This is a genomic window from Egicoccus halophilus (assembly GCF_004300825.1).
In the GTDB taxonomy this organism is placed as follows: domain Bacteria; phylum Actinomycetota; class Nitriliruptoria; order Nitriliruptorales; family Nitriliruptoraceae; genus Egicoccus; species Egicoccus halophilus.
On the sequence record NZ_CP036250.1, the window covers coordinates 2,031,181 to 2,049,981 of the forward strand.

General features: G+C 73.8%; 19 protein-coding genes and 1 pseudogene. 13 read left to right on the forward strand and 7 right to left on the reverse strand.

What is annotated here, in order from left to right:
- Positions 1-31 precede the first annotated feature (31 nt).
- From ELR47_RS09030 to hisF, 8 genes are all read left to right on the forward strand, one after another.
- Complete coding sequence (locus tag ELR47_RS09030; protein ID WP_130649603.1) at positions 32-1,555, forward strand: L,D-transpeptidase family protein; 1,524 nt, start codon at positions 32-34, stop codon at positions 1,553-1,555.
- A 93-nt stretch (positions 1,556-1,648) separates the two neighbouring features.
- On the forward strand, positions 1,649-1,867 hold the full coding sequence (locus ELR47_RS09035) for a hypothetical protein (RefSeq protein ID WP_130649604.1): 219 nt from the start codon (positions 1,649-1,651) through the stop codon (positions 1,865-1,867).
- A 349-nt stretch (positions 1,868-2,216) separates the two neighbouring features.
- Positions 2,217-3,566, forward strand: a complete 1,350-nt coding sequence (gene hisD / locus ELR47_RS09040) for a histidinol dehydrogenase (RefSeq protein WP_130649605.1) — start codon at positions 2,217-2,219, stop codon at positions 3,564-3,566.
- A complete protein-coding gene (gene hisC, locus ELR47_RS09045) occupies positions 3,563-4,651 on the forward strand; it encodes a histidinol-phosphate transaminase (protein WP_130649606.1) in 1,089 nt (362 codons plus the stop codon). The genes hisD and hisC overlap by 4 nt, the downstream gene beginning before the upstream one ends.
- A gap of 49 nt (positions 4,652-4,700) precedes the next feature.
- Positions 4,701-5,291 (forward strand): imidazoleglycerol-phosphate dehydratase HisB, encoded by a 591-nt coding sequence (hisB, locus tag ELR47_RS09050; protein ID WP_130649607.1) that lies wholly within the window; start codon positions 4,701-4,703, stop codon positions 5,289-5,291.
- Entirely contained in the window at positions 5,288-5,947 is a 660-nt protein-coding gene (gene hisH, locus ELR47_RS09055; RefSeq protein ID WP_130649608.1) for an imidazole glycerol phosphate synthase subunit HisH, read from the forward strand. The genes hisB and hisH overlap by 4 nt, the downstream gene beginning before the upstream one ends.
- Positions 5,948-5,978: 31 nt before the next feature.
- Positions 5,979-6,710: a 1-(5-phosphoribosyl)-5-[(5-phosphoribosylamino)methylideneamino]imidazole-4-carboxamide isomerase gene (gene hisA, locus ELR47_RS09060; RefSeq protein ID WP_130649609.1), complete on the forward strand. Its 732-nt coding sequence runs from the start codon at positions 5,979-5,981 to the stop codon at positions 6,708-6,710.
- The gene (gene hisF, locus ELR47_RS09065) at positions 6,707-7,519 is read left to right on the forward strand and encodes an imidazole glycerol phosphate synthase subunit HisF (protein WP_130649610.1); all 813 of its coding nucleotides are present in this window, start codon (positions 6,707-6,709) and stop codon (positions 7,517-7,519) included. The genes hisA and hisF overlap by 4 nt, the downstream gene beginning before the upstream one ends.
- Positions 7,520-7,543: 24 nt before the next feature.
- Here hisF and ELR47_RS09070 read toward each other — a convergent pair whose 3' ends face one another.
- The 7 genes from ELR47_RS09070 to ELR47_RS19110 all read right to left on the reverse strand — a co-directional run bounded on the left by ELR47_RS09070 (position 7,544) and on the right by ELR47_RS19110 (position 13,645).
- On the reverse strand, positions 7,544-8,569 hold the full coding sequence (locus tag ELR47_RS09070; RefSeq protein WP_130649611.1) for an NAD(P)/FAD-dependent oxidoreductase: 1,026 nt from the start codon (positions 8,567-8,569) through the stop codon (positions 7,544-7,546).
- Positions 8,566-9,117, reverse strand: a complete 552-nt coding sequence (locus ELR47_RS09075) for an isoprenylcysteine carboxyl methyltransferase family protein (protein WP_130649612.1) — start codon at positions 9,115-9,117, stop codon at positions 8,566-8,568. The genes ELR47_RS09070 and ELR47_RS09075 overlap by 4 nt, the downstream gene beginning before the upstream one ends.
- On the reverse strand, positions 9,114-10,202 hold the full coding sequence (locus ELR47_RS09080; protein WP_130649613.1) for a type III polyketide synthase: 1,089 nt from the start codon (positions 10,200-10,202) through the stop codon (positions 9,114-9,116). The genes ELR47_RS09075 and ELR47_RS09080 overlap by 4 nt, the downstream gene beginning before the upstream one ends.
- A gap of 21 nt (positions 10,203-10,223) precedes the next feature.
- The gene (locus ELR47_RS09085) at positions 10,224-11,387 is read right to left on the reverse strand and encodes a geranylgeranyl reductase family protein (protein ID WP_130649614.1); all 1,164 of its coding nucleotides are present in this window, start codon (positions 11,385-11,387) and stop codon (positions 10,224-10,226) included.
- A complete protein-coding gene (locus ELR47_RS09090; RefSeq protein ID WP_205745163.1) occupies positions 11,384-12,217 on the reverse strand; it encodes a UbiA family prenyltransferase in 834 nt (277 codons plus the stop codon). The genes ELR47_RS09085 and ELR47_RS09090 overlap by 4 nt, the downstream gene beginning before the upstream one ends.
- Before the next feature lie 186 nt (positions 12,218-12,403).
- On the reverse strand, positions 12,404-12,802 hold the full coding sequence (locus tag ELR47_RS09095; protein ID WP_130649615.1) for a hypothetical protein: 399 nt from the start codon (positions 12,800-12,802) through the stop codon (positions 12,404-12,406).
- Positions 12,803-12,847: 45 nt separating this feature from the next.
- Positions 12,848-13,645, reverse strand: coding sequence for a DUF4190 domain-containing protein (locus ELR47_RS19110; RefSeq protein ID WP_130649616.1), 798 nt, complete (start codon positions 13,643-13,645; stop codon positions 12,848-12,850).
- Between the two features lie 230 nt (positions 13,646-13,875).
- On the opposite strand from ELR47_RS19110, the pseudogene hisI reads away from it, so the two are divergent.
- The 5 genes and pseudogenes from hisI to trpA form a co-directional block, all read left to right on the forward strand.
- A pseudogene (gene hisI / locus ELR47_RS09105) lies at positions 13,876-14,199 on the forward strand (phosphoribosyl-AMP cyclohydrolase); the annotation flags it as partial.
- Between the two features lie 29 nt (positions 14,200-14,228).
- The gene (gene trpE / locus ELR47_RS09110) at positions 14,229-15,764 is read left to right on the forward strand and encodes an anthranilate synthase component I (protein ID WP_130649618.1); all 1,536 of its coding nucleotides are present in this window, start codon (positions 14,229-14,231) and stop codon (positions 15,762-15,764) included.
- A 1-nt stretch (position 15,765) separates the two neighbouring features.
- Positions 15,766-16,614, forward strand: a complete 849-nt coding sequence (locus tag ELR47_RS09115; protein ID WP_130649619.1) for an indole-3-glycerol phosphate synthase TrpC — start codon at positions 15,766-15,768, stop codon at positions 16,612-16,614.
- Positions 16,611-17,951 carry a tryptophan synthase subunit beta gene (gene trpB / locus ELR47_RS09120; protein WP_130649620.1) on the forward strand — a complete coding sequence of 447 codons (1,341 nt, stop codon included), beginning with the start codon at positions 16,611-16,613 and terminating at the stop codon, positions 17,949-17,951. The genes ELR47_RS09115 and trpB overlap by 4 nt, the downstream gene beginning before the upstream one ends.
- Entirely contained in the window at positions 17,948-18,766 is an 819-nt protein-coding gene (gene trpA / locus ELR47_RS09125) for a tryptophan synthase subunit alpha (protein ID WP_130649621.1), read from the forward strand. The genes trpB and trpA overlap by 4 nt, the downstream gene beginning before the upstream one ends.
- Positions 18,767-18,801: the final 35 nt, after the last annotated feature.

Consider the following 18,801-nt stretch of genomic DNA (forward strand, 5'->3'; position numbering starts at 1 on the left):
ACATCGATCACGCGACCTGTAGGGACCGGACATGAGCACCACCACGACCGACCGTCGACGTCCGAGCACCCGACTGCTCGTGCTGGCCGGCGTGGTCGTGGTGCTCGTCGGGGTGCTCGGGGCGTTGGGGGTCGCCACCGTCGCCTGGGGCGATCAGTTGCGCGACGAGGGACGTCTGCTGCCGGGGACCACCATTGCGAGCGTGGCCGTCGGTGGCAGCACCACCGAGGAGGCGGTCGAGGCGGTCCGCGACCACCTCGACGCCCGACTCGACCGCGAGATCGATCTCACCGACGGCACGAGTACCTGGACCACCTCCGCCCGCGACCTCGGGGGCGTCGCCGATGTCGAGGCCGCCGTCGCCGCCGCCCGCAGCCACACCGAGCAGGCCGGGTTCGGCGAACTCGCCCGCGTGCGCTGGACCAACGGCAGCGCCGACTTCTCCACCGACGTCGGGATCGACGTCCCCGACGAGGGCATCGAGGACTTCGTCGCGACCGTGGCGGGCGACATCGACCGCGACCCCGTCGACGCCACCGCCTCCTGGGGCGACGGGCACGTCGTCGTGAGCGAGGCCATCACCGGTCGTACGCTGGAACGTGACGCGGCCGCGCAGACCGTCCGCGAGCTGCTCGACGGGGACGGCGACACCGCCGAACTCACCGTTGCCACCATCGATCCGCAGGTCTCCACCGGCCTGGTCCAGCAGGTGGCCGACGCCGTCGACGAGGCGGCCGTCACCGCCACCGGCCACGCGGTCACGGTGAGCCTCGACGGTGAGACCCGCACCGTCACCCCCGCCGAGCTCGGCGCCGAGACCGACGTGCAACGTGTCCTCGCCGACGCCCTGGCCACCGCGACCCGCTCCGGCACGGTCGCCGTCGACCCCGTCGGAATCGAGCTCGACGACGAGGCGCTGACCGGTGTCGTCGACGACCTCGCGGAGGGCAAGGAGGTCGCCGGCCGCGACGCGGAGATCACCTATGCGGACGGTGCGCTGCGGGTCGTCGCGGAACGCACCGGGGTCAGCGTCAACCGTTCCGAGGCGCGCGAGCGGCTCCGCGCCGCGCTGGCCGGTGACGGCGAGGCGGTCGAACTCGAGTTCGTCACCACCGCGCCGAGCGTCACGGCCGACAGCTTCGGGACCGTCCTGCTGCTCGACCAGTCGGCCCGAAAGCTGCACCTGTACAACGGTGCCGATCGCCAACGGACCTGGACCGTCGCCGTCGGGACGAACAACAGCCCGACGCCGACCGGGACCTACGTCGTCGGCGCCAAGCGGTTCGAGCCCACCTGGGTCAACCCCGCCCCCGACCGGTGGGGCGCCGACATGCCCGAGCGCATCGGTCCCGGCCCCAGCAACCCGCTCGGGCTCCGCGCGTTGAACTGGAACACGCGCAGCGGCCGCGACACCCTGATCCGCTTCCATGGCACGCCCAACGAATCGTCCATCGGCAGCGCGTCCTCCAACGGGTGCGTCCGGATGTACAACTCGGACGTCATCGATCTCTACGACCTGGTGCCCTCCGGGACCACCATCGTGTCGGTCGCCTGACCGCGTCCCTGGCCCAACGGCGGCGCCGACGGTGCGCCGACGGCCCGCCACGTGCGGTTGGCTGGCTGGCCGACGACGCCGAAAGGTTCGGATGTGAGCACTCCCCACCAGGACCAGCCCGAGGACGGCCGCAGCAACGGGCCCAAGGACCATCCCGAGAACCGCGACGACGCCGGCCGACGTCCGGGCATGCACCCGGAGGCCCAACGCTCCGGGACCGCCGGCCCCGGGACCCTCGTCTACGTCGTCGGTGCGCTCGTCCTCGGCCTGCTCGTCTACCTGCTGGTCGGCGCCGGCATCATCGGCAACTGACCCGCGCCTGCGGTCGGCCCCAGGCGAGATCTCGCCGGAGCCATCCGTGCGCCCTGGTCCGCACTGCCCGACGTGCGGACGCACGGATCGCGCCCAGCGCCGCCGTGACCGTCGATCCGTGCGGGCTCATCTGCACAGGGCCGGCTTTCGACGCACGTGCGTCGCACCGAGTGCCCGCTGATGATCCCGGAGCGCCGCGGCGCCGGTGACGAACGCCCGCGGGAACCTGCGGGAATCGCACCCATGGTCGGCGACACGCGAGGTGGAGCCGCTCCACGGGGGTGGGCGTTCCTCGCGCGTGGGTACGCTCGCGGTTCCCGTCCGTCCTGCCTGCGCGAGGTCCGTCGACATGGCCCGACTCTCCGTCCTCGACCTGCGCGGCGACCGGTCCGACCCGCGCGACCGGCTGCCGCGCCCACGGACCGACCTCGCGGCCGCGCGTGAGGCCGTCGACGCCACGCTGGGCGCCGTCCGTGACCGCGGGGACGCAGCGCTGCGCGAGCTGACGGCCCGTTTCGACGGCCAGGACGTCGACGATCTCGTGGTCCCGCGCGAGGTCCTGCACGAGTCGCTCGAGCGCCTCGACCCCCGGCTGCGCGCCGCGCTCGAACGGTCGATCGCCCAGGTCCGCTGGTACCACGAGCGTTGCCGCCCGCTGGACTGGGAGGACCACCTCGACGGCGTGCGCATGGGGGTGTGGCACCGACCGGTGTCGCGCGCCGGCGTGTACGTCCCGGGCGGCAAGGCCGTGTACCCGTCGACGGTCATCATGACGGTCGTCCCGGCGCAGGTCGCCGGCGTCGACGAGATCGTGCTGTGCACGCCACCGACCGGCACCGGCTTCACCGGCATCACCTCGGGGGAGCACGACGGCTGGCCCAACCGCACCATCCTTGCCACGGCGGCGCTGCTCGGCGTCGACCGCGTCGTCCGCGTCGGTGGCGCCCAGGCCGTCGCCGCGATGGCGTACGGCACCGACGCCGTCCCGGCCTGCGACATGGTGGTCGGCCCCGGCAACCTGTACGTCTCGCTGGCCAAGCAGCAGCTGGCCGCGCAGGGCCTGATCGGCATCGACGGCTACGCCGGACCGACCGAGGTCGCGATCGTGGCCGACCACACCGCCGACCCGCGCATCGTGGCGGCGGACCTGGTCGGGCAGGCCGAGCACGACGAGCTGGTCGTCGCCCTGCTCATCACCACCGAGGCCGCCCTCGTCGACCCGGTCGAGGCCGCGCTGGAGCGCGAGGTTCCCCGGGCCCGCCACGCCGAGCGCATCGAGACCGCGCTGCGCAACCAGGGCACCGTCGCGCTGGTCGACGACCTCGACCAGGCCGTCGCGGTGGCCGAGGCGTTCGCCGCCGAACACCTCGAGATCCACACCGAGGACGCCGGCAAGGTCGCCGAGCGGGTCCGCTACGCCGGTACCACCTTCATCGGCCCGTGGACGCCGGTCTCGGTCGGCGACTACGGCGCCGGACCGAACCACACCCTGCCGACCTCCGGCACGGCCCGGTTCACCGGCGGGCTGACCACCTCGTCGTTCCTCGTGCCGGTCAACTACGTCGAGTACACCGAGGAGCAGCTGCGCGACTTCGCCGACGCCGTCGGCGCCCTCGCACACAGCGAGGACCTACCCGCCCACGCCCGCGCCGTCGATGTGCGTTTCGAGCCGCCGCTGGCCGAGGACCGGTCGCGATGACGACCAGTGACGCCCCGTGCGCCGTGGCCGACCGGCTGCCGGTGCGGCCCGACCTCGCCGCCGTCGAGCCCTACGGCGCGCCGCAGCTGGACGTGCCCGTCCGGCTCAACACCAACGAGACCGCCGAGCCGCCGCCGCCCGGGTTCCTGCCGGCGGTCGCCGAGCGGATCGTCTCGCTCGAGCTCAACCGGTACCCGGACCGGCCCCACCGGGCCCTGCGCGAGGCGCTGGCGGCCCGGCTCGGGCTGGACGCCGAGCAGGTGTGGGCCGCCAACGGCTCGAACGAGATCCTGCTGCAGCTGCTGCAGGCCTACGGCGGGCCGGAGCGACGTGTCGCCTACGTGCGGCCCGGCTACTCGATGTACCCGGAACTGTGCCGCACCGCCCTCACCCCGGCCGTCGAGGTCGATCTCGACGACGACTTCGCGCTCACGGCCGACGTCGTCACCACCATCGCGGCCACGGACCCCGACCTGGTGCTGGTGCCGAGCCCGAACAACCCGGTCGGCACGCCGGTCGGTCGCGACGCGGTCCGTCAGTTGCACGCGCGCACCCGGGCGCTGGTCGTCGTCGACGAGGCCTACGTCGAGTTCGGCGACGCGGACGCGTCCGTGCTGCCGCTGCTCGACGAGCTCACGCGGCTGGTGGTCGTGCGCACCTTCTCGAAGGCGTTCCGGCTGGCCGGGCTGCGGCTCGGCTACCTCGCCGCCGCCGACTGGGTGGTGCAGGACGTGCAGAAGGTCCGCCTGCCCTACCACCTCGACGCGGTCAAGCAGGTGACCGGCCTGGTCGCGCTCGAGCAGGAGGAGGCGTTCCTCGGCCACCGCCAGCGCGTCGCCGACGAGCGCGACCGCGTCGCCGCGGCGCTGCGACAGCTGCCCGGCGTGCAGGTGTGGCCGTCCGCCGCCAACTTCCTGCTGCTGCGCACCGGCGTCGACGACCTGTTCGCGCGGCTGCTCGAGCGTGGGGTGCTGGTGCGCGACTTCTCGCGCCGTCCCCGGCTCGTCGGCTGCGTCCGCGTCACCATCGGCACCGCCGACGAGAACGACGCGTTCCTCACCGCGCTGCGCGACGTCCTCGCCTGACCCACCCCGCCTGCTTCCCGTCCTTCCCGTCCCCGCAAGGAGCCTGCCCGTGAGCACCCGCGTCGGTCGCGTCGCCCGCGACACCAAGGAGACCAAGATCGAGGTCGAGGTCGACCTCGACGGTTCGGGCACGGTCGACGTCACCACCGGCGTGCCGTTCTTCGACCACATGCTCGACCAGCTCGGCCGGCACGGCCGGCTCGACCTGACCGTCCACGCGCAGGGCGACCTCGAGATCGACGAGCACCACACCACCGAGGACGTCGGGATCGCGCTGGGCCAGGCGCTGGCCGAGGCGTGGGGCGACCGCGCCGGCGTCGAGCGGTTCGGGGACTCGCAGGTCCCGATCGACGAGGCCCTCACCCGCGTCGCCGTCGACCTGTCGGGTCGGCCCTTCCTCGTGTGGGACGTCACCCCGCCGGTCAAGACCATCGGCACGTTCGAGGTCCACCTGCTCAAGCACTTCTTCGAGGCGCTGGTCGCCAACGCCCGCATCACGGTGCACGTGCACAACGTCTCGGGCGAGAACACCCACCACGTCTACGAGTCGGTGTTCAAGGCCTTCGCCGTCGCGTTGCGGCGTGCGGTCGCGGTCACCGGTTCGGGCGCGGTGCCGTCCACCAAGGGTGTGCTGCAGTGACCGCCCCCGGTGGTGGGCCGGGCACGACCGACCGTCGCCCGCGCCTGGCCGTGCTCGACTACGACGCCGGCAACGTCCGCTCCGCCAAGCGTGGCTTCGACGCGGCCGGCGCCGACGCGTTCGTGACCGGCGACCCGGAGCAGGCCGCGGCGGCCGACGCGCTGGTCGTGCCCGGCGTCGGCCACTTCGCGTCCTGCCTGGCCTCGCTGCGACGGTCCGGCCTGCACGCGCTGCTCGAGGACTGGATCGCCTCCGGCCGCCCGGTGTTCGGCATCTGCGTCGGGATGCAGTTGCTCTACGAGGCGTCCGACGAGGGCGACGAACCCGGCCTCGGACTGCTCACCGGTCGGGTCGAACGCTTCCCCGCCGGCGCGGTGGTGCCCCACATGGGTTGGGACCTGCTGCACGCCGCCGACGCCCACGACGGCGACCCGCTGCTGGCCGGGGTGGCCGGCGAGCGGGTCTACTACGTCCACTCCTACTACGCGGTGCCGACCGACGAGGAACCGGTCGTCGGTCGCACCGCCTACGGTGGGGTCGACTTCCCCAGCCTGGTCCGCCAGGCCAGCGTGGTCGGCACCCAGTTCCACCCGGAGAAGTCCGGCGAGATCGGCCGGCGACTGCTGGCCAACTGGGTCGCGACCCTGCCGACCTGAGCCACCACCTCACGAGGAGCCCCCGAACACCGTGCTGACCCTGTATCCGGCCGTCGACATCAAGGACGGCCGCGCCGTCCGCCTCACCCAGGGCCGCGCCGACGAGGAGACCGTCTACGACGCCGACCCCGTCGCGGCCGCCCGCCGGTTCGCCGACGCCGGCACGCCGTGGCTGCACGTGGTCGACCTCGACGCCGCGTTCACCGGCGAGCCGCGCAACCGCTCCCTGATCGAGGGCATCGTCGAGGCGACGGGCTGCAAGGTGCAGGCGTCGGGAGGCGTGCGCACGCTCGCCGACGTCGAGGCGTCGCTGGCCTACGGCGCGGAGCGGGTCGTGATCGGCACGATGGCCCTGTCGCGACCCGAGTTCGTCGCCGAGGTGCTCGACGCGGTCGGGCCCCGCATCGCGGTGGGGCTCGACGCGCGCGGCACCACGCTGCAGGCACGCGGCTGGACCGAGGAGGCGGGCGACCTGTTCGCCGCCATCGAGCGGTTCTCCGCCATGGGCGTGCCGCGCTTCGTCTACACCGACGTCGCCAAGGACGGGATGCTGCAGGGCCCCAACGTCGAGATGCTGACGAAGGTGGCCGACGCGACCGACGCCTCGGTCACCGCGTCGGGTGGCGTGAGCACCCTCGACGACCTGCGGGTCCTGGCCGACTGCCACCCGCGGGTCGACGCCGCGATCGTCGGCAAGGCGCTCTACAGCGGCGCGTTCACCCTCGAGGAGGCCCTGGCCGCCGTCGGTGGGGGAGCGGCGTGACCGTTCCGGCCGCCCCGACCCCGGACACGCTCGCCGCCCGGGTCGTGCCCTGCCTCGACGTCACCGCCGGTCGGGTCGTCAAGGGCGTCAACTTCGTCGACCTGCGTGACGCCGGTGATCCCGTCGAGCTCGCGCGTCTGTACGACGAGGAGGGCGCGGACGAGCTGGTGTTCCTCGACATCACCGCGTCCAGCGACGACCGCGACATCCTCATCGACGTCGTCCACCGGGTGGCCGAGCAGGTGTCGATCCCGTTCGCCGTCGGAGGGGGGATGCGCTCGGTCGCCGACGCCCGCCGCATGTTGCATGCCGGCGCCGACAAGATCGCGTTCAACACCGCGGCCGTGCAACGCCCGCAGCTGCTGACCGAGTGCGCCGACGCCGTCGGTTCCCAGTCGGTCGTCGCTGCCGTCGACGCCCGCCGCGTGAGCGCAGCGGACGGGACGGGGGCTCCGGAACGCATGTCGTGGGAGCTGTTCATCCACGGGGGGCGGACGCCGACCGGGACGGACGCGGTGGCCTGGTGCCAGCAGGTCACCGAACGCGGTGCGGGGGAGATCCTGTTGACCTCGATGGACCGGGACGGGACCAAGCTCGGGTTCGACCTCGAGCTGCTGCGGGCGGTCACCGCCGTCGTCGACGTGCCGGTCATCGCCTCGGGTGGCGCCGGCACCGCCGACCATCTCGCGGACGGCGTCCTCGACGGACGTGCGTCCGCGGTGCTGGCCGCGTCCATCTTCCATTTCGGCGAGCTGCGCATCCGCGACGTCAAGGCGCACATGGCCGCCCGCGGCGTCGTCGTCCGCTGAGCGGTCACCGACGCGGCTCCCGGGTCACGCCGGCCGCGCCAGGGAGTTGACCGCCGCCGAGAACAGCCCCGGCAGTCGCTCGGCGGTCGGGACCAGCGCGCGCCGGACCGGGTGCCACCGCGTGGCGCCCAGCAGGGAGGCCGTCAGCACGCGGTAGCGCCGCGTGATGGTGAACCAGTCGCGTTCGTAGCGCATCGGCTCGTCGCGGGCGATCGCGGCCACGGCCGCGCGGGCCTGTGCCACGGCCATGGCGACGCCTTCACCGGTGAGGGCGTCGACGTACCCGCCGGCGTCCCCGACGAGCAGCACTCGCCCGGCCACGCGGGACCGGGCGCGTTGCCGCAGTGGCCCGGCGCCGAGGACGTCACCGAGGGGCGCGGCGTCCCGCAGCCGCGCCCGCAGGGACGGGAACCGCGTCAGCTGGTCGTCGAACCCGCCGCGGACGGACGTCAGCAGGGCGACGCCGACGACGTCGGCGGCCACCGGGGTGACGTAGGCCTCGACCGCCTCGGCCCAGTGCACCTCCACGAACGACGTCCAGGGCGCGAGCCGGTAGTGCCGTCGCAGGCCGTAGCGCCGCCGCGGCGCCGGTCGCCCGTCGAGCCCGAGGTGACGCCGGACCGGCGAGTGGAGCCCGTCGGCGGCGACGACGTACCGGAACCGCTGGTCGTCCACCACCACGCCGTTCGGGCCCGGTCGGACCTGCCGCGCACACCGTTGCTCGAGCGAGATCCCGGCGTCCTCGGCGGCGGACCGCAGCGCCGCGTGGAGGCTCGTGCGACGGACGCCACGACCGAGCCCACCGTGGAAGCCCGCCTCGACCGATCGGCGTCCGGCGAGATAGCGGATCCCGACGAGGTCCCTCCCGACCGGCGCGACCCCGATCTCCGCGAGCGCGGTGAGTGCACCGGGCATCAGGCCCTCCCCGCACGCCTTGTCGACGATGCCGGCGCGCTTGTCCCACACGGTCACGTCCAGGCCCGCTCGGGCGGCGTGGAGCGCGCTGGTCAGCCCGGCGGGTCCGCCACCGATCACGAGGAGATCCCTCACGGCGTCGCCTCCGCGGACGGCGGCCCGGCGGGCGCGGTCACGGGGAGCGAGGCCAGCGCCCGGTTCTCGACCCGGATCCGCACCGTCAGCAGGACGGCGTTGAGGATCGTGAACACGATCGCGGTGATCCAGGCGGAGTGGACCAGCGGCAGGGCGAATCCCTCGACCACGACGGCGACGTAGTTGGGATGGGACAGGAAGCGGTACGGCCCGCCGGTGACCCGCGGCAGCCCGGGGACGACGATCACCCGGGTGTTCCACTGGCGGCCGAGCGTGGCGATGCACCACCACCGCAGCGCCTGGGCGGCCACCACCAGCGCGAGCATCGTCCAACCGAGGGCGGGGACGAACGTCGGCCGCCGCAGCCACACCTCGAGCAGCGCGCCGACCAGCAGACCGGTGTGGAGCACCACCATCACGACGTAGTGCCGTTGGCCCGACTCCACACCGCCGCGCGCGAAGCTCCACGCCGCGTTGCGCTTGGACACCACCAGTTCGGCGAGCCGCTCCAGACCGACGGCGCCGATCAGCAGGGTGAACCACGTCATGCGGCCTCCTCCGGCATCCGGAGCAGCACGAGCTCGGAGCAGAAGCCGGGTCCCATGGCGAGCATCAGGCCGTAGGAACCGGGTCGCGGCGGCCGCTCGGCGAGGGTGTCGGCCAGCACGTGCAGCACCGATGCCGAGGACAGGTTGCCGATCGCCGCCAGGGAGTCCCAGGTGACCTGCAACGCCTCGCGTTCGAGGTCGAGCGTCTCCTGCAGCGCCTCGAGCACCTTCGGGCCCCCAGGGTGTGAGACGTACCACGCGATGTCGTCCTGCGTCAGGCCGGAGTCGGCGAGGAACGCCCGGACGTCCTCGCCGACGTACCGGTGCACGAGCGCCGGCACGCTGGCGTCCAGCACGATCTTCAGCCCCGTCGTGCCGACGTCCCAGCCCATCGTTCGTTCGGAGTCGGGGTAGAGCCGGCTGCGTGCGCCGAGCACGTCGGGCTGGGGCACGGCTGGCGCGTCGTCGAGCGCCCGGACCCGGTCGGCACCGACCGCGACGACGGCTGCCGCACCGTCACCGAACAGCCCGCTGGCGACCAGGTTCGGCATCGAGGTGTCGTCGCGCTGCAGGGTCAGCGAGCACAGCTCGACGGCCATCAGCACCGCCACACCGTCGGGTCGTCCGCGCAGGTAGTCGTGCAGTCGTGCCACTCCCGAGGCGCCGGCGACGCACCCGAGTCCGACCAGTGGGAGGCGGACCACGTCGGGGCGCATCCCGATCAGCGCGGCGACGCGCGCCTCGAGCGAGGGAACGGCGAGGCCGGTGACCGTCGCGGAGACGATCAGGTCGACGTCCTGCGGCGTGAGGCCGGCGGCCTTCAGCGCGTCGCTGACGGCCCGGGCGCCCAGCTCGACGGCGGCGTCGATGAACGCGTCGTTGGACGCGGTGAAGTCGGCCAGTTCGCCGTACCGCTCCAGCGGCAGTGCCAGGTGCCGCGTCCGGACCCGGGCGTTGTCGTGCAGACGCTGCACGACCCGCTCCTCCACGGCACCGCGCAGCAGCGTGTGCGTGACGGCACGGGTGATCTCGGCCTGGGTGTAGCGGTGCTCGGGGAGGACCCCCTGGACGCTGACGATTCGCATGCTGGTGTCTCCTCGATGTCGTTACCGGCGGCGACGGACGGGCCGGCGCCGGGCGGCGCCCGCGAGCTCGCGGGCGAGGCCACGGGCCATGGTGGGCGTGATGCGACCGCGAGCCAGGCCGAGTTCGACCAGGTCGTCGAAGACCCGTTGGTCGGCGGCCGACGCGCGCAGGCCGGCGTCGATCACGCGGTGGTGCCGGCTGAGCCCCGCGGCGGCCGCGACGTGGCGCAGGTGACCGGCGAGCAGGCGCCTGGTGGCCCTGGCGTAGCGTGCCCCGGCGGATGCGGGGGCACCCGCGATCAGGGCCTCCGCGGCGGCTCGGCCTGCAGCGAACCCCGTCGCGACGGCGTAGTAGATGCCCTCGCCGGTCATCGGGTTCACCAGCCCGGCGGCGTCGCCGGCCAGCAGGATCCGTCCGGTGGGTGGACGCCAGCGTCCCGACGAGAGGGGCAGCTGGTGGCCCTTCCAGCCGGTGCCTCCGTCGCTCGCGCCGGGCAGCAGGACGTCGAGCCGCTCCCGCAACTGCGCCTTGGTCGGTCGGTCGTGCCGGTGGCCGAGCAGCTCGCCGTACCCGACGTTGGCGAGCCCGTCGCCGCGGTCGAAGGACCAGGCGTACGCCGGCTGCCCTGCCGTGCCGAAGGCGATGACCTGCGCGTTGGCACGGTTCGCCGGGGTCGGGGCGTAGCCGCGGAGCGCGACCGCCATCGGCCCCGGCATCAGGCCGAGCGCCCGTCGGACGGTGGAATACGCGCCGTCCGCGCCGACGACGGTGCGCGCCTCCACCTCGCCGTCGAGCACGACCGAGGACGGTTGGGCGAGTTCGCGGACGCGGTGTCGGCGCAGTGTCGCGCCCGCAGCCTGCGCCGCTTCGACCAGCCGCTGGTCGAAGACCGTCCGGGGGATCACCCAGGCCGGCCGCGCCATCGTCCGGTCGACGCCGAAGGCACCTCGGTCCAGCCGCAGCCGAGGCACCGGCACGTGACCGTCGACGACTCCCCGGACACCGGCGTCCTCGAGGAGGTCGACGACCTGTGGCGCGATGCCGTCGCCACAGGCCTTGTCGCGGGGGAACTCGGCCCGGTCGAGCAGAACCACCCGCAGCGTGGGGTCGACGCGCAGCGCGCCCATGGCGGTGGCGGACCCGGCAGGTCCGCAGCCCACGACCGCGAGATCCCAGGTCGTCATGCGGCCACCACGGCGAGCAGCGCGACGTCGACCAGAGCGATCGCGACCGCGGCGTGGAACGGTCTCCTGCCGGTGCCGACGAGCGCGATCGCGGCGAGCGCGCCCACGACGCCCAGGACCGCCCAGGCCCACGTGGCCGGCGCGCCGGCGGGGCCGAGCACCGCGACCACCGAGGCCAGGACCAGCAACGCCGTGGCGACGAGGCGACTGCGGGCCGCGCCGAGCCGGTGCGGGAGTCCGCGTACCCCGGTGGCCGCGTCGTCGGCGAGGTCGGGCAGGGCGTTGAGGAAGTGGGCGGCGATGCCGAGCATGGCGGCGGCGGCGACCATCCACGTCGCCGGCCACTGGGACGGGCGGTCCGCCAGGCCGACGATGGCGGGGAGCGAGCCGAACGCGACCGCGTACGGCAGCCAGGACCACGGCGTCGCCTTGAAGTAGTAGTTGTACGGGTGCGCGAAGGCGACGAGGACCACCAGGTGCACGGCCCCGCTGCGCCAGCCCGCGAGCAACGACAGCACCACGCAGGCGACCGCCGCGACGACCAGGCAGCGCCGCACGACGGACGGCGCCAGCTCGCCGTTCGCCAGCGGTTTGTCCGCTCGGCCGGCTACGCGGTCGCGTTCGACGTCGAGCAGGTCGTTGCCCCAGCCGACGGTCAACTGGCCGGTGAACACGGCCGAGGTGACGGCGACGGCCCTCGCGCCGGGCAGGTCCAGGGCGAGGGCCAGCAGTGCCACGACGGTCGTGACCGCGACCGACGGTCCGATGTGCGCGGTGCGCAGGAGCGGGAGCACGGCGCCGGGGCGGGTGGTTCCTGCGCGTGTGGTCACCGTGCCGTCCTCGCAACGCTCGGAGCCGGTTCCGTCGGCCGACCGGGCCGCGGGTGCCGAGGTCGCGCTGGCTACATTACGGCGCCGAGGCACGGACGTATGGCGACGGCCGGCCGATCACGCGGCGCACCATCCGGCGATGGCCGGCCCTTCCGTACCTGACCAGCGCCCCTGGGCGCGCGGTGCTCAGCCGTCGGCGAAGAGCCGTTCGGTGGTGGTGAGGACGTCGTCCACCGAACGTGCGGGCACCTGGTCGCGGCCGCAGTCGGGGCAGCGGGTGGCGGGCAGGTCGAGGGTCAAGGTCACGGCCACGGTGCCGTCGGGATCGGTCAGCGTGAGCGGCCAGACCGTGCGCCGGGCCGGCATCGTCAGCGCCGCGCCGCAGTTCGCGCAACGGTCGTCGCCCCGGAGCCGTCGGCGACGGGCCATCGCGACCAGCGCGACGACCTCGTCGTGCACGCGCGCGGCGGTCAGGACCGGACCGGCGTCGTGCCCGTGCCGACATCGCCAGCGCGGGCGCTGCTCGACGACCGCCGCGACGGTGCCGACGGTGCACTCGTCGCCGGGCGCGGGTGCGGGGGCCAACGGCGCTGCGCACTGCGGACACATCACGGCAGGTCCGACGGTCGGCTACTGCCCGAAGCGATCGAGCAGTCCGTCCTCGAGCCGCTGGTCGCAGACCTCCTGCGGGTTCTCCTCGAGGCACTGCTCGTAGTCGCCCAGGAACTCCCCGAACAGACTGCCGCCGATCACCACCACCAGGACGGCGATCACGATGGCCAGCACGCCGGTGACGATGCCGGTGATCGCCATGCCGCGGCCCTTGGTGCGGTTGCGCTTGATGCGACCGAGGGCGACGATCCCCAGCACCAGCGCGATGATCCCGCCGAGACCACCGATCAGGATCACCGAGGTGAGCAGCGACAGCAGACCGATGACGAGCGCGGCGATCGCGACCCCGTCGGTGCCCTGCGGTTGCTGCTGGCCGTAGCCGCCTCCCTGGTCCCACGCGGGCTGCTGCCCGTACTGGCCCTGCTGCCCGTACTGGCCCTGCTGCCCGTACTGACCCGACGAACCGGCGCCACCCTGGCTCTGGTCCCAGGTCGGCTGCGGCTGTGTCTGGCCGCCTCCGGGCTGCTGCCAGCCGGCTCCGCCGGCGCCGGCCGTGCCCTCCCACGCTCCGCCGGCCTGCTGGTCGCCGCCACCGCCGAGGGCCCGGCTGCCACCGCCGGTCTCGCCACCGCCGGTGTCGCCGCCGCCGCCGGTCGCCGGGTCGCCCGCCGGGGCCGCGGGGGACTCGCCGGGCGCGAGGTGGTCGACCTTGGCCTCGCCTGCGTCGGCGACGTGCTCGGTCCAGGTGGTGCCGTCCCACCAACGGTGGTCGTGCTTGCCGGTCGGATCCGGGTGCCAGGCGGCCGGGCTGCTCATCGTCTCGTTCCTTCGGTGCGGTGACGTGTCCCGCCACGGGCACGTCGGCTGCGGGTCCCGGCCCGAGGGCCACGGGGACGCTGGTCGGGCACGGTAGACGACGCACCCGCCGCCCGAGGTCAGGCGGGGCCGCTCGGTCGTGCGGGGGTAGGCTCGGCGGACCGTCGGGCGGGCGCTCGTCCTCGCGTCCGACGACGTGCCCTGCCCGCGAAGGACGCGAAGGAACCGTCATGCTGCCCGACGTCGCCGTCGAGGACCTGCGCTTCGACGTGCGTGGGCTGCTGCCCGCCGTCGTCCAGCAGCACGACACCGGCGAGGTGCTCATGGTGGCCTGGATGGACGCCGAGTCGCTGCAGCGCACCCGCGAGCTCGGGGAGACGGTGTTCTACAGCCGCTCCCGCGACGAGCTGTGGCACAAGGGTGCGACCTCGGGCAACACCCAACGGGTCGTCGACCTGCGGGTCGACTGTGACGCCGACACCGTGCTGGTCCTCGTCGACCAGGGCGGGGACGGTGTCGCGTGCCACACCGGTGAACGCAGCTGCTTCCACCGTCGTCTTCCCCTCCGCAGGAGTGCCCCGTCGTGACCGTGCGCCCCGACCGAGCCGAGTTCGTCCGTCTGGCCGCCGAGCACGGGGTGGTGCCGGTGTACCGGGAGGTGCTCAGCGACCTGCACACGCCACTGTCGGTCTACGCCCGGCTCGCCGGGCAGGGACCGAGCTTCCTGCTCGAGTCGGCCGAGCACGGCGAGCGGTGGGGTCGCTACTCGTTCGTGGGCATCGACCCCTTCCTGGTGCTCCACGGGCGCGACGGCCAGGTCACCTGGGAGGGCACCCCACCGGCCGCCGCAGCCGACGCGTCCGGTCCCCTCGACGCCCTGGCGAAGGTGACCGAGGCCCTCTCGGCGCCGTCGCTGCTCGACGTGCCGTTGCACGGTGGCGCGGTCGGCTACCTCGGCTACGACGCGGTCCGCGAGGTCGAACGGATCCCGGACACGGGGCGGGACGAGCTCGGTCTGCCCGACGTCACGATGCTCTTCCCCCGGCACGTGGTGGCGCTCGACCACCTGCGCCAGGTGCTGACGGTCGTCACCAACGTGGTCGTCGACGCCGTCGACGCCGCCGACCTCGAGGCGGCCTACGACGCGGCCGTGCAGGCGACCGACGCCGTCGTGGCGCAGCTGTCGGACGCACCGACGGCCCTGCCCGCCGCCGAACCGCCGGACGCCGACGTGCGGCCGGCCGACGTGCCGAGCAACCTCGAGCTCGGCGGCTACCAGCGCATGGTCGAGGCGGTCAAGGAGTACGTCGCCGCGGGCGACACCTTCCAGACGGTCGTCAGCCAGCGCTTCAGCGTGCCGACGGAGGCGAGTGCCTTCGACGTCTACCGCGTCCTACGGGTGATCAACCCGTCGCCGTACCTGTACCTGCTGGACCTCGGGCCGGTGGGTGGGCCGGACCGGGACGTCCCGACCCAGATCGTGGGTTCCTCGCCCGAGGCGTTGGTACAGGTGCAGGGACGTCACGTCGAGACCTGGCCCATCGCCGGAACCCGGCCCCGTGGCGAGACCCCGGCGGAGGACCGGCAGCACGAGCAGGACCTGCTCGCCGACGCCAAGGAACGCGCCGAACACGTCATGCTCGTCGACCTGGCGCGCAACGATCTCGGTCGCGTCTGCGACGTCGGCAGCGTCCGGGTCGACGACCTGATGCACGTCGAGCGCTACAGCCACGTCATGCACCTGGTCAGTTCCGTCACCGGGACGCTCGAGGACGGGCTCGGTCCCGTGGACGTGCTGCGGGCGGTGTTCCCCGCCGGCACGGTCAGCGGTGCCCCGAAGGTCCGGGCGATGGAGATCATCGACGAGCTCGAGCCGACCCGGCGCGGGCCGTACGCGGGGGCGATCGGCTACGTCGACTTCGCCGGCAACCTCGACACCTGCATCACCATCCGTACCGTCGTGCTGCAGGCCGGCCAGGCACACGTGCAGGCGGGAGCGGGCATCGTCGCCGACTCCCGCCCCGACGCCGAGGAACGCGAGACCCGCAGCAAGGCGGGCGCCGTGCTGGCGGCGGTCCGCGCCGCCGAGGCGTTGACGGCGCCAGGGCAGGAGGACTGACGTGGCGACCTACCTCGACGACCTGCTGCTCGGTGCCCGTCGCCGGGTCGAGGCCGCCGTCGCCCGTGAACCGCTGGCGGCGTTGCGGGAACGCGCCGTCGACGCGCCCGTCGGTCCGGCCTTCGCCGCAGCGCTCGCCGGTGCTGGCGTGTCGGTGATCGCGGAGGTCAAGCGTGCCTCGCCGTCGAAGGGGCCGATCGCTCCCGACCTCAACGCCCCGACACAGGCGGCCGCCTACGTCGAGGGCGGCGCCGCGGCCGTGTCGGTGCTCACGGAACCCGACCGGTTCGGGGGCAGCCTCGCCGACCTCGCCGACGTCGCGGCCCTGGGCGTCCCGGCGTTGCGCAAGGACTTCCTGGTCGACCCGTATCAGGTCTGGGAGGCGCGGGCAGCCGGCGCCGGCGCCGTGCTGTTGATCGCCGCGGCCCTGGACGAGCCGACGCTGGCCCGGCTGCACGACGAGGCCCGCAGCGCCGGGCTCGACGTCCTCGTCGAGATCCACGACGAGGCCGAGGCCGCCGCCGCCGGCCGGATCGGGGCGGAGCTCGTCGGGGTCAACGCCCGGGACCTGCGCACCTTCGTGCTCGATCGCGACGGCTTCGCGCGTCTGCGGCCGCACCTGCCGGAGCGGGCACTGGCCGTCGCCGAGTCCGGCGTCCGTGACGCCGACGACGTGCGCCGGGCGGCCGCCGAGGGCGCCGACGCGGTGCTCGTCGGCGAAGCACTGGTGCGGGCTGCCGACCCGCGCGCCACCGTCGCGGCGCTGCTCGCCGCCGGTGGGGACGCCACCGCCGGACCGGCGACCGCTCCCGCCGTCGACCACCGTCCCACCGGATCGGAAGCCCGATGACCGCGACCGACGCCAGCACCGAGCTCCGTGAGGGCTACTTCGGTGCCTTCGGGGGCCAGTTCGTCCCCGAGTCCCTCTCCGACGCGCTCGCGCAGCTCGTCGACGCCTGGGCCGACGCAGAAGCCGACGCGGCGTTCGGCGCGCAGCTCGACGCGTTGCGGCGCGACTACGGCGGCCGCCCCACGCCGCTCTACCACGCCGCCCGTCTGTCCGAGGTGTGTGGGCTGGAGGTCTGGCTCAAGCGCGAGGACCTCGCACACACCGGGTCGCACAAGCTCAACAACGTCGTCGGTCAGGCGCTGCTGGCCCAGCGCATGGGCAAGCCGCGGGTCATCGCCGAGACCGGTGCCGGGCAGCACGGCGTGGCCACGGCCACCGCGGCGGCGCTGTTCGGTCTGCGGTGCACGGTCTACATGGGCGCGGAGGACTGCCGCCGGCAGCGGCTCAACGTGGTGCGCATGCAGCTGCTCGGTGCCGAGGTCGTGCCGGTGGAGTCGGGGACCCGCACGCTCAAGGACGCCATCAACGAGGCGATGCGGGACTGGGTCACCAACGTCGACGACACCCACTACCTGATCGGGTCGGCAATGGGGCCCCACCCGTTCCCCACGATCGTGCGCGAACTGCAGAAGGTCATCTCGGTCGAGGACAAGGAACAGTTCGCGACGCAGGCCGGAGGGGTCCCGGACGCGGTGATCGCCTGTGTCGGCGGCGGATCCAACGCGATCGGCTCGTTCGCCGAGTGGATCGACGTGCCCGAGGTGCGGCTGATCGGCATCGAGGCGGCCGGCGAGGGCGTGGGGTCCGGGCGTTCGGCGGCGACCATCAGCGAGGGACGCGAGGCGGTGCTGCACGGTTCGCGCTCCATCGTGCTGGTCGACGACGACGGTCAGGTCCGTCCCGCCCACTCGGTGTCCGCCGGCCTGGACTATCCCGGTGTCGGTCCCGAGCACGCCTGGTTGGCCTCGAGCGGCCGGGGGACCTACCTGGCGGCCACCGACGAGGACGCGCTCGAGGGCTTCCGTCGTACCTGTGAGCTCGAGGGCATCATCCCGGCGCTCGAGCCCGCCCACGCCGTCGGCTGGCTGCTGCGCCACGGGCGAGCCGAGCTGGGGGAGGGCGCGCGCGTCGTGCTGACGATGTCGGGACGCGGCGACAAGGACGTCGACGAGGTCGTCGAGGTGGCCGGCTGGGACCTCGGCGTCGCCAGGGCGTTCGGCAACGACGGCGGGGTCCGGGTTCCCGCCGGCCAGGCCGGGACGGAGGCCGCGACCGAGACCGCGACCGAGGTCGACGCCGACGGCGGCACGGGCGTCGGAGCGGAGGGGCCGGCATGACGACCACCACCGTCGCGGGGGCGCAGCACATCCAGGCGGCCTTCGACCGCGCCGCCGCCGAGGACCGTGCCGCGCTGATCGTCTACCTGACGTCGTGCTTCCCGGACCCGGACACCTCCCGGGCCTGCTTCGAGGCCGCGGTCGAGGCCGGCGCCGACGTGCTCGAGATCGGCGTGCCGTTCAGTGACCCGATGATGGACGGTCCCATCATCCAGGCCGCCAACCAGCACGTGCTCGACGCCGGGACCCGGGTCGCCGACCACCTGGCGCTGATCCGCTCGCTGGACCACCTCGCGGTCCCCAAGCTGGTCATGACCTACGTCACGATCGCCGACACGCGCGGCTATGCGGCCTTCGCCGACGAGTGCGCCGCGGCCGGGCTGGCGGGCGTCATCCTTCCCGATCTGCCGGTGCCCGAGGCCGACGCGTGGCGACGCGAGGCGCAGCGAGCCGGGCTCGCGACGGTCTTCCTGGCCTCGTCGGTGTCGACCGACGCGCGCCTCGACGCGATCGGTGCCGCCTCGCAGGGATGGGTCTACGCGACCGGACTGCTCGGAGTCACCGGCGTCAAGGGCGTCTCCCAGGACGTGACCCGGGCGCTGGTCGAGCGGGTCCGGCCGCGCACCAGCGTGCCGGTCGCGGTCGGCATCGGCGTCAAGGACCGGGGGTCGGCCGCCGAGGTGGCGGCGTACGCCGACGGCGTCATCGTGGGCTCGTCGGTGGTCCGGGCCGTCGCCGACGGCGATCCTGCCGGCGCCCCAGGACGCGTCGGTGCCCTGGTGCGGGAACTGCGCGAGGGCGTCAGCCGCCGTTGAGTCGGCCCTGCACCGGTCGGCCGGCACACCCACCC